This is a genomic window from Mesoterricola sediminis (assembly GCF_030295425.1).
GTDB classification, from domain to species: domain Bacteria; phylum Acidobacteriota; class Holophagae; order Holophagales; family Holophagaceae; genus Mesoterricola; species Mesoterricola sediminis.
This window is the reverse complement of the sequence record NZ_AP027081.1, coordinates 1,392,789-1,405,899: the sequence shown is the minus strand read 5'-3', so window position 1 is coordinate 1,405,899 and position 13,111 is coordinate 1,392,789. Positions and strand designations below refer to the sequence as shown.

At 64.7% G+C, this 13,111-nt stretch carries 9 protein-coding genes and 2 tRNA genes; 5 read left to right on the top strand and 6 right to left on the bottom strand.

Annotated elements, in window-relative coordinates:
* Positions 1 to 102 precede the first annotated feature (102 nt).
* The 3 genes from R2J75_RS05985 to R2J75_RS05975 form a co-directional block, all read right to left on the bottom strand.
* Positions 103 to 1,266: a glycerate kinase gene (locus tag R2J75_RS05985; protein ID WP_243333300.1), complete on the bottom strand. Its 1,164-nt coding sequence runs from the start codon at positions 1,264 to 1,266 to the stop codon at positions 103 to 105.
* Between the two features lie 12 nt (positions 1,267 to 1,278).
* Positions 1,279 to 2,904 (bottom strand): L-lactate permease, encoded by a 1,626-nt coding sequence (locus R2J75_RS05980; protein ID WP_243333310.1) that lies wholly within the window; start codon positions 2,902 to 2,904, stop codon positions 1,279 to 1,281.
* A gap of 294 nt (positions 2,905 to 3,198) precedes the next feature.
* Positions 3,199 to 3,291, bottom strand: a tRNA-Ser gene (locus R2J75_RS05975).
* 260 nt (positions 3,292 to 3,551) lie between these two features.
* Here R2J75_RS05975 and R2J75_RS05970 point away from each other — a divergent pair.
* The 3 genes from R2J75_RS05970 (at position 3,552) to R2J75_RS05960 (ending at position 7,385) form a co-directional block, all read left to right on the top strand.
* Positions 3,552 to 5,132: a M4 family metallopeptidase gene (locus tag R2J75_RS05970; protein ID WP_316411256.1), complete on the top strand. Its 1,581-nt coding sequence runs from the start codon at positions 3,552 to 3,554 to the stop codon at positions 5,130 to 5,132.
* Positions 5,133 to 5,291: 159 nt separating this feature from the next.
* Positions 5,292 to 7,067 carry an AMP-dependent synthetase/ligase gene (locus R2J75_RS05965; protein ID WP_316411255.1) on the top strand — a complete coding sequence of 592 codons (1,776 nt, stop codon included), beginning with the start codon at positions 5,292 to 5,294 and terminating at the stop codon, positions 7,065 to 7,067.
* Between the two features lie 228 nt (positions 7,068 to 7,295).
* Positions 7,296 to 7,385 (top strand) — tRNA-Ser (locus R2J75_RS05960).
* A 41-nt stretch (positions 7,386 to 7,426) separates the two neighbouring features.
* Here R2J75_RS05960 and R2J75_RS05955 read toward each other — a convergent pair.
* Positions 7,427 to 7,906 carry a tyrosine-type recombinase/integrase gene (locus tag R2J75_RS05955; RefSeq protein ID WP_316411254.1) on the bottom strand — a complete coding sequence of 160 codons (480 nt, stop codon included), beginning with the start codon at positions 7,904 to 7,906 and terminating at the stop codon, positions 7,427 to 7,429.
* Between the two features lie 96 nt (positions 7,907 to 8,002).
* Positions 8,003 to 8,395, bottom strand: coding sequence for a hypothetical protein (locus R2J75_RS05950; RefSeq protein WP_316411253.1), 393 nt, complete (start codon positions 8,393 to 8,395; stop codon positions 8,003 to 8,005).
* A gap of 261 nt (positions 8,396 to 8,656) precedes the next feature.
* On the opposite strand from R2J75_RS05950, the gene R2J75_RS05945 reads away from it, so the two are divergent.
* Both R2J75_RS05945 and R2J75_RS05940 read left to right on the top strand, forming a co-directional pair.
* Positions 8,657 to 10,237 (top strand): AAA family ATPase, encoded by a 1,581-nt coding sequence (locus tag R2J75_RS05945; protein WP_316411252.1) that lies wholly within the window; start codon positions 8,657 to 8,659, stop codon positions 10,235 to 10,237.
* Positions 10,238 to 10,270: 33 nt separating this feature from the next.
* Positions 10,271 to 10,963, top strand: a complete 693-nt coding sequence (locus R2J75_RS05940) for a hypothetical protein (RefSeq protein ID WP_316411251.1) — start codon at positions 10,271 to 10,273, stop codon at positions 10,961 to 10,963.
* Positions 10,964 to 11,228: 265 nt separating this feature from the next.
* Here the strand turns inward: R2J75_RS05940 and R2J75_RS05935 are convergent, their stop codons facing one another.
* Positions 11,229 to 13,103, bottom strand: a complete 1,875-nt coding sequence (locus R2J75_RS05935; RefSeq protein ID WP_316411250.1) for a HEAT repeat domain-containing protein — start codon at positions 13,101 to 13,103, stop codon at positions 11,229 to 11,231.
* Positions 13,104 to 13,111: the final 8 nt, after the last annotated feature.

Here is a 13,111-nt window from a genome sequence, read left to right as displayed (position 1 = left end):
GCAGAAAAGGGGAGCGTCGAGCAAAGGTGTTCCGCGTCCGGACGGGACCCACTCCAATCTAAGGGTCCCCTCTGGACGCGCAAGGCTTCATGGGAAAAACAGTTACGAGCGACCGGCGACTCCGTGCCGAAGGTTCCGCCCCACCAGGACGAGCCGCAGGACACGGGCGGTCGCGTCCTCGATGAGCTGCTCTCCCTGGGCCATGCAGGCCTCGAGGGGCATGGGTCCCGGGACGATGGAGGCGAGGGCCCCGATGCCCTTGGCGAGCACCTCGCCGGCGCCGGCGCCGAGGCCGCCGGAAAGGCACACGACGGGAACGCCGTGGGCCTGGGCCACCGCCGCGACCCCCACAGGGGCCTTGCCCATGGCGGTCTGGGCGTCGGTCAGACCCTCGCCCGTGAGGACGAGGTCGGCTTCCCGGACGAGGTCCGCGAAGCCGGTGGCCTCCAGCACGATCTCCACCCCGGGCCGGAGGCGCGCGGGCGTGAACCAGAGCAGGCCCGCGCCGAGTCCGCCGGCGGCCCCGGCCCCCGGCAGGGCGGCGACGTCGCGGCCCGTGTCCCGGGCGGCCACCCGGGCCAGAACGGCGAGGGCCGCGTCCAGGTCGGCCACCATGGCGGGCGTCGCCCCCTTCTGGGGCCCATAGACCGCGGAGGCGCCGCGGGGACCGCACAGCGGGTTGTCCACATCGCAGGCCACCAGGATGGAGGCGCCCCGGAGGCGCGGGTCCAGGCCCGACAGGTCGATGCGGTCCAGGCCGGCCAGGGCCGCCCCGCCTTCGGGCAGGTCCCGGCCCTCCCGATCCAGGAACCGGACCCCCAGGGCCCGGGCCAGGCCCGTGCCCCCGTCGTTGGTGGCGCTGCCGCCGATGCCCACGACCAGCTTCCGGAGGCCCTGGTCCAAGGCCAGGCGCACGAGTTCCCCGGTGCCCCGGGTGGTGGTGGTCCGGGGATCGCGCCGGTCCCGCGGGACGAGGGGCAGGCCCGAGGCGGCGGCCATCTCGATCACGGCCGTGGCGCCGTCGCCCAGCACGCCCCAGGCTGCCTGGACGGGCTCCCCGAGGGGGCCGGTGACCTGGGCATGGCGGAGCGTGCCGCGGGTGGCGGCGACCAGGGCCTCCACGGTCCCCTCGCCGCCGTCGGCGATGGGCACCTTCCGGACCACCGCCCCGGGCGCGACGGCCAGGATGCCGCGCTCCATGGCGCCCGCGACGGCGAGGGCCGACACGCTGCCCTTGTAGGAATCGGGGGCGACGAGGATGCGCACGTCAGGCCTCCATCAGGGAACGAGGTGCGGGAACAGGAAGGCGAAGCCCCACACCAGCAGGCCCAGCAGGATCACGTAGGGGATGGTGTACTTGATGGTCTGGCGCATGATCTGGCCTTCCTTGCCGGAGAGCCCCACCGCCGTCGCCGCGATGACGATGCTCTGGGGGGAGATCATCTTGCCGGCGGAGGCGCCCGCGGAGCCCGCCGAGGCCATGAGGATCTCGGAGAGCTTCATGCCCTGGGCGGTGAGCTTCTGGAGGTTGCCGAAGAGCGCGTTGCTGGAGGTGTTGCTGCCGGTGAGGAAGACGCCGATCGTCCCGAAGATCGGCGCCAGGGCGGGATACACGTGCGTGCTCACCACCGCGACGATGCTGTTCGCCATCGTCGCCACCATGGAGGCCTGCTTCACGGCCAGGTCCCCCCAGATGGCCAGCTTCGTCTTCGGGTCCACGATGGGCAGGGCCAGGTTCATGACCTCGGAGATGGAGAGGATGCAGGCGACGGCGATGAAGGAGGGGATCATCTGCCGGAAGGTCCTGCCGAACTGATGGCCCATCACCGAGTACTTGATGCCCATGAAGGGCAGCGCGGCGGCGCCGGCGATGAGCATCACCGTGCCTGGGGTCTGGAGCCAGGAGAAGGTGTAGGGCTTGGCCGGGTTGTAGATCTGGATCTTGATCAGGAGGGCGGACCAGCCCGGCGCAGTGCCGGCGAAGAGGGGCTTGGTCTTCGGCAGGTTCACCGCGATGATGAACACGGCCAGCAGCAGGTAGGGCAGCCAGGACAGGAAGAGGTCCATCGGGTGGAACGCCTTGGGGGCGGAGGCCGCCATGGATTCGCCCTCGAAGAGCCAGGGCTCGACACGCTTCTGGATCTTCAGGTAGGCGGCGGTGGCCGCGAGGCAGGCCAGGGCGGCGAGAACGGAGGTCAGTTCGGGACCCACGAAGTTGGAGACGAGGAATTCCGTCACCGAGAAGCTCAGGCCGGTGACGAGGATCGTGCCCAGGGAACCGCGCATCCCCTTGCCGCGGCTCATGGCGTACACCGTGGCGAAGGCCATGATGAGGGCGAGGGGCGCCATGAGACGGCCGGTCATCATGGAGAGGCGCATCAGGTCCAGTCCCGTGGTCTTGGCCAGGGTGACCGTCGGGATCGCCAGGGATCCGAAGGGCACGGGCCCCGTGTTCGCCACGAGGCACACCAGGGCGGCCATCATCGGGTTGTAGCCCAGACCCACCAGGATCATGGCCGGGATGGCGACGGGGGCCCCGAAGCCGCAGATGCCCTCCAGGAAGGCGCTGAAGCCGAAGGCGATGAGGAGGGCCTGGGCGCGGCGGTCGATGGTGAGGTTGGCCATGGCCCCCTGCATCTTGTCCATCCAGCCCGTCGCCTTCAGCACGTTGTAGATGACGAGGGCGCCGAAGGGGATGTACATGATCGGGAAGATGCCGGTGATCGCCCCCTGCAGGGCGGCCAGGAGCACGACCTTGGCCGGGAAATGGAAATAGAGGATGGCGGCCAGCACGGTCACCAGCCATGCCAGCGGCGCCACCTTGGCCGCCGGTTTCATGAGGAGGGGGATGCCAAGCAGAAGCACAAACAGCGGCAGGGAAGCGACCAGCGCTCCAAGGAACATGTCGAACCTCCTGGGTGGTTGGTCCACCCTACCATCAGACCCTTCGACAATCCCTTGAAAAGCGTGGACTCCACCCCTCCCCCCGCCAGAAAAAAACCCCGCGGGGCGGGGTTGTTTTCTGGCGGAGAGAGGGGGATTCCCCTTCGGGCCGCACGGCTGGCTGCGCCCGGGCCTCCGCCTTCGGCGCACCGCTACGCACGCATGCGTGCTCCGCTGGCCCTTCCGGCGCGCCATCCGTGATTCGAATCCCCCTCTCTCCGCCAGAAAAAAACCCCGCGGGGCGGGGTTGTTTTCTGGCGGAGAGAGGGGGATTCGAACCCCCGGTACTGGTTTACCCAATACACTCGCTTAGCAGGCGAGCCCGATCGGCCACTCCGGCATCTCTCCAGGTGGCCTTCCATCGTAACCTCAAGCGCCCGCCGCCACAAGGACCGATGCGCGAAGGGCCGGCGGGCGGGCCTTCCAGGGTGGGGGCCCATTCCGGGGGGAAGGTTGACAGGGGGGGGTAGAAGGTTATTGTTCCCGTCAATTAACCGGCCTCCGAGGCCGATCGGCCCCCCTCGATCCGGGCGCTGGGCGTCTGGCCCGCGGGCGGGCTTGGAGCGGTCCTTCGGGGCCCTGGAGGTTCCATGCACGGATTCCCGCGAATGTTCCCCCTGTTCCTGCTCGCCCTGCCGCTGCCCGGCCAGGACGAGGCCTGGCTCGCGTCCCAGGACCGGATGGTCATGGAGACGCTCAAACCTTCCCTCGGCCTCGCTTCCGAGGACACGCTCGTGGTGGAGCGGATCATCCCCGACCCCGACCTCCAGGGGCGGAGCACGCGCTTCGCGCAGTACCACAAGGGGGTCAAGGTGATGGGCGGGGAGGGGGTCCTCCACGTGTCGGGGGCGCGCACCCGCGGCGTCACGGACGCCTTCGTGAAGGGGCTGGACCTCGACACCCGGCCCCTCCTGCCCTCCTCGGAGGCCCTGGCGGCGGCGATGGAGGCCTTCGCCCCCGTGGAACGGCGGCGGGTCTCCCCCACGACGGAGCTCCTGGTGGTGCGCCTCGCGGGCCGGGACGCGCTCGCGTTCCGGGTCCACCTGGAGGAGGAGGGGCCCGAGCCCCGCCACATGGACTACCTGGTGGACGCGCACACGGGGCGGATCCTCAAGCACTGGGCCTCCCTTCGGACCGGGCGCGCGAGCAAGGGCCAGGGGCGCTCCCAGCACAGCGGGCTCGTGGTCCTCGGCACGACCTGGAAGGATCAGGACGAGGTCTACGAGCTCCGGGACTGGACCCGGGGCCGCACGGGGAACGCGGTCTACAACCTGGACCATGGCACCCGCGGCGCCAAGGGCACCCTCTACACCAACCAGAGCGACGTGTGGGGCGACGGCCGGAACTACGACGGCGGGGACACGACGAGTCCCAATGGCGAGACGGCGGCGGTGGACGCGGCGTACGGCCTCCAGGTGACCTGGGACTACTACGCGCAAGTGCTCGGGCGCAAGGGCATCGACGGGGAGGGCCGCGCGATCGCCATGCGGGTCCACTACGGGAAGGGCTACGACAACGCCTTCTGGTCCGACGCGTGCTTCTGCGTGTCCCTGGGCGACGGCAAGGACTGGAAGGCCCTGACCACGGTCGACATCCTCGGCCACGAGCTCAGCCACGGCGTCTGCGCGACGACGGCGAAGCTGGAGTACTTCGGGGAGAGCGGCAGCCTCAACGAGGCCAATTCCGACATCAACGGATGCCTGATCGAGTACTACGCCCGGGGGGGCGCGGGCGACGTGATCGGCTCCTGGGGCGGCAACTGGACCATCGGGGAGCAGGTCTCCCAGGCGGACCCGCCCGAGCCGATCCGTTACCTCTACAAGCCGAGCAAGGACGGCTACAGCCCCGACGTCTGGTCCAAGGACCTCAAGAACATCAACGTCCACAAGGGGTCGGGCCCCATGAACCGGGCCTTCTTCTTCCTGAGCCAGGGCGCGAGCCCGAACCGCCAGAGCGACTACTACACGAACCTCCTCCCCAAGGGCATGGAGGGCATCGGGAACGACCGCGCCGCCCGGATCTGGTACCGGGCCCTCACCCACTACCTGACCTCCCTCAGCGGATACCAGGACGCCCGGAAGGCCTGCGTTTCCGCGGCCCAGGACCTGTACGGCCAGGGTGGCGCGGAGGAGAAGGCCGTCTGGAACGCCTTCCACGGGGTCGGGGTCGGCACCGCCTGGAAGGACTGAAACCAGGATTTTACCAACCGTGGCAGCGCCGCAGGGCCTTTGGGGGCCTGCAATGCATCGGGGGAATGCATCTGCTACCATGCGCTTTGCCATTTCCTTGGAGCTCCCCCGTTGGTACGGACCATTGCTGAGCTTTTCTACGAGGCTCTGAAGTACGATTTGCCCGATGCCCTGGCCGCCAAGGCCGACGGCGCCTACAAGCCCATCTCGCACCGGGAGGTCCAGGAGAAGGTGGAACGCCTGGCCCTGGCCATGGCGGCGCGGGGCCTCCGCAAGGGGGACCGCGTCGGCATCCTCTGCGAGAACCGCCCCGCCTGGGCCTTGACGGACTTCGCGTGCTCCCTCCTGGGCGTCGTGAGCGTGCCCATCTACCACACGCTGACCTCGGACCAGACCGCCTACATCCTGCAGAACAGCGGCGCCCGCTGGATCCTCACCTCCAACGGCTCCCAGTTCGCCAAGATCCGCGCCGCGGCGGCCAAACTCCCCGAACTCGAGCTGGTGATCGCCCTGGACGGGCTCCCCGCCGACCCGGGGACCCTCGAGTGCCTGGCCTGGGACACCCTCATGGCCGAGGGCGCGGCCCTGGACGGGCGCCGGGCCGAGGTCCGCGCCTGGGCCCAGGAGCGCGACCCCGAGGACCTCCTCACCCTCATCTACACCTCCGGGACGACCGGGGACCCCAAGGGCGCGATGCTGACCCAGGGGAACGTGGCCTCGAACATCGTGGGCGTGGTCGAGGTGGCCATCGTGGCCCTGCGGCCCGAACGGGGCGACCGCTGCCTGTCGGTCCTGCCCCTCTCCCACATCTTCGAGCGCACCGCGGGCCACTACACCATGTGGCACCTGGGCATCGCCATCTACTACGCCGAGAGCCTCATCTCCCTGCCCCAGAACCTCCTGGAGGTCCAGCCCGCCGTCCTCATGGCGGTGCCGCGGATCTTCGAGAAGATCTACGCGAAGGTCCGGGACGCCCTCACCTCGGGCGGCCTCCTCCACCGCATGGTCTTCAGCTGGGCCCGCACCACCTGCCACCGGGTGGTCCGCTACCTCTACTTCGACCGGCGGCCCGGGGGCCTCACCCACCTGGCCTGGCGGATCGCGGACCGCATCCTGCTGTCCAAGGTGCGCGCCAAGACCGGGGGCCGGCTCCGCTTCTGCGTCACCGGCGGCGCGGGCCTCAATCCGACGATCATGGAGTTCTTCTGGGCCATGGGCGTGCCCATCTACGAGGGCTACGGCCTGACGGAGACGAGCCCCATCCTGACCCTCAACCGCCTGGGGAAGGTGCGGCCCGGGTACGTGGGGCACCCCATCCTCAAGACCTGGAACGGCAAGCCCTTCCTGAAGATGGCCCCGGACGGGGAGATCCTCTGCCAGGGGCCCAACGTCATGAAGGGCTATTGGCAGAACGAGGCGGCCACCCGGGAGGTCTTCGACGCGGACGGCTACTTCTGCACCGGGGACGTGGGCGAGATGGACCCCCAGGGCCGGGTGAAGATCACCGACCGGAAGAAGGAGATCATCGTCACCAACGGCGGCAAGAACGTGGCCCCCCAGCCCATCGAGAACGCCCTCCGGGAGGATCCCTACATCGAGCAGGCCGTGGTCGTCGGCGACCAGCGGAACCATCTCGCGGCCCTCATCGTGCCGCACTTCCCCGCCCTCCGGGACTGGTGCCAGCGCAAGCAGATCCCCTTCGACAGCGACTCGGCCATGCTCTCCCACCCCAAGGTGGTCGCCAAGGTCATGTCCCGGGTGAACCACACCAACGCCCACCTCCCGGCCTACGAGCGCATCCGCAAGATCGCCCTCCTCGAGCGGGAGCTGACCCCCGAGAGCGGCCTCCTGACGCCCTCCCTCAAGCTCAAGCGCCGGGTGGTCAACGAGGCCTTCAAGGACGTCATCGAGGGCCTCTACCGCGGCAACGCCTGAGCCGGCCCCGGACACGGAAAAGCCCTTGGATCCAAGGGCTTTTCGGGCGTCTGGCGGAGGGTGCGAGATTCGAACTCGCGGACGCCGGAGGCGTCGACAGTTTTCAAGACTGTAGCAAGGGCGAGTTAACCGACAGCATATCAACATCGGGAAGGCTGTTTGTAACCCGTTTGCAACCCCGGATGGGATTGGACGATCTACGGGCCGCCATGGCATCATTCTCAGGATGGAGGGTTGCCGGAGCGGTTTATCGGGCTGGTCTTGAAAACCATTGAGGATGCAAGTCCTCCGAGGGTTCGAATCCCTCACCCTCCGCCATTCCCCCTTTTGTCTGCCGGCTGGGCCGGCCCGGGGCCCGGTTAGCTCCCGGCCCCCAGGGCTGCCCGCATCATCTCCCCCATGACCTTGGCAGCCTGCTCGTCCCCGCGAGGCAGGACGTGGGCATAGATCATCATCGTGATGACCGGCGTGCTGTGGCCAAGCCGGGCCGCCACGATGTGAGGGGCAACCCCGGCGGTCAGCAGGGCCGTGACGTGGGGGTGTCGCATATCGTGGAAGCGGAGGCCCGGGAACCCCGCCTGGGCAGCCTCCCGGCTGAATTCCTTGGTGGGGTAATCCGGGTTCCAGGGCCGGGTGAAGTCAACGTCCTTGACCTGGGGATTGATGGGCTGCCGGCCACGGGACCGCCAGATCATCATGGGGAACACAAGGCCGTCCACGGGGCACAGGATCCCCAATTGCTGGGCAAGGTCTTCCTGAGCCTGCCTATGGTTGCGGAGCGTGATGCACAAGCCCTCGTCAATGTTGATCGTCCTGCGGCTGTAGGCGTTCTTGGGCATCTTGATCCGGATGCCGCCCTCACCCGCCGGAGGGCGGGATCGTTACCCAGGATCCGGGCAATAGCGCCCTGCATGGACTCCAGCGCGTCCAGGGCATCACTTGAGAGCAGGTCCAAGGCGTAGGGCCGGCTCGTGGGTCGGGACGGCCTCCAGAAGAGAGAACGTGTCCACGCCATTGGTGCGGAGTTCCTCGGCAAGAAGGCCGCCAAGCTCCGCCGCTCCCTGACCAATCCCCCAGACATCCAGCCATTCGATGCGGCTGGGCTCGGAGCCCTCTGGAGCCCCCTCCACCCCCTGCAAGGTGCTCAGGCCGGCCTTCAGGTCTTCCAGGGCCTCCAGGACCGGCTCAGGCATCGCAGGGCTGTTTTGTTCGAGCCGCGCAACCAACCTGGTTGAGGTCCCGGCGATCGCCCGCAGGGTGGCCCTCGCATCAGTGGCCCTCGCATCGGCGGGGTGGGGGGTGGACGGAAGGGTTAGCAGGTTCTCCATGGGCTTGTCCTTTCCAGGAATGAACCAAAAGTAAGATCCGGTAGCTTGGCCGCCAATAGCATAACTCAAATTATTATTGTTGTTAAATTGACAACATGTTGCTGTTTTGTTGCTGTTTTGGGAATGTTCCTGGTTGGTTGCAGATGAAAAACAGGCACGGGGCGCTTCACGGGGTATGATTAACCATCCCCACCAGCGAAGCCTTTTGCAATTTCCATGTCAGCGGGGCCGCCCACTTCCTTTCGATAATTTGGAGGCTGAATGCGAGTCAGGAAGATACAACTTAAGACTTTCAAAAGATTTGATGACCTAACGATCGACCTTGGGGATGAGCCAAGAAAAATCATCGTAATGGTTGGGCCAAATGGATGCGGAAAGAGTTCAGTTTTTGACGCGTTTGAAGAAAAACAAAAAGACTTTAGGCCATGGGGGGGCGAAGATGCCTCATTCTACTCCAAAGCATTTTTCTATACTGATGAAACAAAGAAAGCATCTACTTACAATAGAAATAATTCAATTTTAATTGAATTCTATCCACCAAATGCGCAAAGCTCCAGAAAAACTTTTTATATTAGAACGGCTTATAGATTTACATCAAAACTGAATGTCCAAACATTAAGTGCAATGGCTTCCATTTTTGAAACAAGGGACGAACCTCTGAGCAGTATTGCACTTGATGGAAGACTGGACGCAAATTACAAGAGATTACTGAGTGCATCCTACTCAGCCTTTGAAGCTGGCGATAAAACCGGAAATCAGGTCAGGGCTGAATTAATAGGTTCTATTAATGTAATTTTAGAAAAAATCCTGGACATAAAAATTTCAAGCCTCGGCAACATAATGGATAGAAAAGGAGAATTTTATTTTGAAAAAGGAAATGCAACTAACTTCCCATATTCGAATCTTTCCGCAGGAGAAAAAGAAGTCGTAGATATTATTTTGGATATAATCATCAAGAAGAACGATTATGACAATACGGTATTTTGTATCGATGAACCAGAGCTGCATTTAAATACTTCGGTTCAGAAGAAATTATTAATTGAGATTGAGAAATTAATCCCGGAGAACTGTCAGCTATGGGTTGCAACGCATAGTATAGGCTTTATGAAGGCTGCACAAGATGAATTAAAAGAGAAAGTTCAGGTTTTGGATTTTTCCGAAAAAGATTATTTCACGGGTTCACATACTATTACACCGATTAGAACAACCAGAAAAAATTGGCAACGCATTTTCAAAACTGCTCTAGAAGATTTGACCGGCCTACTAAGTCCCAGGAAAATAATCTATTGCGAGGGAAGGGATCAGCCCAGACGGGATGGGACCGAAAGAGGGTTTGATGCTAATGTTCTCAATGGAATATTTTCTGAAAAATATCCTGATGTTTTGTTTGTGTCGAGCGGTGGAAACACGGAACTTGACCAAAGAAGTGAAATTGCAATTTCTATTCTTTCAAAAGTCTTTGACGGGCTTGATATCCTTGTATTGAAAGACCGTGATATGGCATCAGGAAAGAATACGACAGCACACGATAGAGATGTGTATTTAAAAAACAATCCTTCAAATCATCGGGTTTTTGTCAGATGGGAAATTGAAAATTACCTTTTTGATAAAGAAGTCTTGAAAAAGTATTGTAATTTGAACGCTCTTACGTTCGACGAAGCGTCCTATGATGGCTTCGTTGTGGATATTGAGAACCAAAACATAAAGGATGAAACGGGAAGAATTAAAAATTATTGCGGGATAGTCAGCAGCATCAATGCTGAGAAATTTAAGCAGGAGTTGGCCAAAGTGATTACGCCCGAAATGACAGTTTTTGCAGAGCTGGAATCTTGCATCTTCTGATTTTCTAAGGATCCCCCAACCTTGGAGGAGGCATTGCCGATCGAAGACCAATACCGGGAATGGGAAGAGACGGGGCGGCAGTGGGTCGGAAACCTCATGCCCACCCTGCGGGGACACGGCTGCCTCTGGCACAGGTGCACCGTCGAAGGCCTCCAGGGCATCGTGAGGGCCGGGGAGATCCGCCCGGCAGGTGAAGGAACGGAGAAGTCCTGCGTGACCGACTGCCAGGCACACCGTCTTGGCGCCGTGCCCCTGTTCGACTTCGACACACCTTCGGAGCGCGAAGTCTACCGCGCGGCCAAGATGGGCTGGGCCGGCTTCCTCAACGAAAACCGCCAGTGCATCACCATCTGGCTTCGGGTCCCCGTTGGGCACCTGGACCCCACCAAGCTGGTGATCCAGGGCACCGAAGCCACCTTGAACAACCCGCTCGTCTACCACGGGTTCAAATGGATCCCCTGGGTTGAGGCCTGGCACCCGGGGCCGATCGCCTGGGCTCACGTGGACCAGGTCTGGGCCGCCCGCAAGCCATACGGCGGCGGGGACTACAACATGACGCCCTTGGACCTGGCGGACCCGGTTCCCGAAGCACAGGCACTGCGGCGGGAATGGGATGAGGACTGGGAACGGCGACGCGCTGCCGATCGTGCGGAGGGCAAGATCGACATTGCCGAAGCTCTGGAAGCCGCACGGGCACGGCGTTTCCTAGTGGAGCCAGGGGAATGAGCATGGCCGCCGATCTCAGCCGGCCCGCCTCCGAAGATGTAACCCGATTTGTAACCGAACGCCCCATAACGGGACGGGATTGGATTGGACATCACCAATCCCTTGGCCGGCCTCTCTAATTGTCTGAAAATCCAATACCATAGCGCATCAGACCCCACCAGGTATAATGGAATGGACCGGATTTCAAGACTGTTGGTTTAAACCGCTCACCCAACCCTCCGGGGAAGGGTCATGATGCCACGGGGCGCCGCCCCAGCCAAGGCGCTCACGCGCCCGAGGCCCGCTGGGCGAATTGTTTGGCGGCGGCCTGGACTTGGTGCAGCGCGTCGGGGCTCCAGGCGCCGGCGGGGCGCTTTTCCGAGAGGGTGTCGCGGACGAGGTCCGACACGGCGCTCCAGGTTTCGGGGTGGGCGAGCTGGATCCGCACGAGGGCCTCGACCACGCGCAGGCGGAGGGACCAGGGGTTCCGGTCCATCCACGCCTTCCGGACGTGGTGCAGGAGCATGGTCCCGTTCACCGGCGGCATGGGGCGCTCCGGCTGGCCATGGGCGGCCGCCAGGGCTTCCACCGCCACGGCGTGGAGAATGGGCACCTTGATGTGGTCGGCCTTGGCGCACAGGGCCATGGCCACGTCGGGCTCGCCCAGGCCTCGGAGGGACTCGGCCACGAGGGTCTGGATGCGCAGGCTCTGGCCGGAATGCAGCATCTCCAGGAGGTTCGCCGAGGCCATCTCGCCGCCCACGGCGCCGAGGGTCTCGATGACCTGGAGGGTGACCTCCTCGCGGGTGTCGTCCTGGACCATCGCCAGCAGGTCCGGCACCAGCTCCTGGAAGCGGCGCATGCCCACGAGGCGCATGCCCAGGGCCAGCTCCTGGGGGACCTGGGACTGGATGAGCTGCCGGGCGAGGTCGAGGGCGCCCGGCAGCTGCCCCAGGTGGTGCAGGGCCCGGTCGGCGATGTCCGCGAGGGGGTCCCGGCAGGCCTGGAGGAGCACGGGCTGGAGGGCGGGCTCCGCCCGCTGCCCAAAGATCTCGACGGCGGCCGCCCGCTGGGCGGCATCGGGCCCCTGGAGGATCAGCTGGTGCACGGCGGCGGCGTCGGCGGGCACGAGGCGCGCGAGGGCCCGCGCGAGCCCCTCCCGGCCCGTTTGTTCCCGGTAGGCGTTCACCAGCAGGTCCAGGACCCGGCCGGCTTCAAGGTGGCCCTTCTGGACCTGGTCCGCCAGCCCTTCCGCGGCCGCATCCACCGCGAAGCTGAGCCGGCGGGACCGCTGGTGCATGGCTTCGGCCGCCTGGGTCAGGGCGGCGGAGAGCGCCGTCGGCTTGCCCTCCTCCGTGGCCGTCACCACGTCCCGGTGCAGGTCCTTGACCCCGGGCGGCAGGTCCAGCCCCTCTCCGGCGTTGGCGGCGCGGAGGGCCTCCTGGGCCTTTTCCCGGGCCGCGGCGGGCGGAAGGGAGCGGTAGGGGGCGATGGCCTCCTTGAGTTGGCGGTCGGCCAGGACCTCCCGGTGGCTGTCCTCGAACACGTCCGCCAGGGCATCCGCAGCCTCGGGGGTCTGGATGCGGGCCAGCAGGTGGATGGCGTGCCGGAACACCAGCAGGTCCGGGTGCATGGTCAGGGTCCGGATCGCGGTGAGGTTGGGGCCGGCGACCAGGGTGGCCAGGCGCTGGGCGGCCTCGTTGGCCACCGTCGGATTGCCGGAGCCCTCCAGGAGGCGGCTCAGGTAGTGGTCGAAGGCCTGCTGAGGGTCTGCCTGGGTGAGGACCTGGGCGACCACTTCCTTGAACTCGGCGCCCTGGCGCATGGTGTTCAGCTCGCGCAGGGCCGCCAGCGCCGAATGGGTGGCGATGCGCCCCAGGGCCCGGGTCCCGGTCTCGAAGATGGCCGGGTCGGACTCGTAGCGCAGGATGCGGGCGAGGATGGGCACCCAATCGGGCCAGGGGTAGTAGAAGCAGGCCTCCATGGCCAGGAGGCGCAGGCTGCGGGGCGCGCGGGAACCGGGCAGACGTCCGTCCAGTTCCATGACCGCCGAGGGACCGGCTGCCATCAGGCCGCGGAAGAAGGCCAGCTGGTGCTCCCGGTCCTCCCCGTCCAGATGGTCCAGGGTGCTCCGGAATTGATCGAGGGCCTTCGACGCCATGCGCGCTC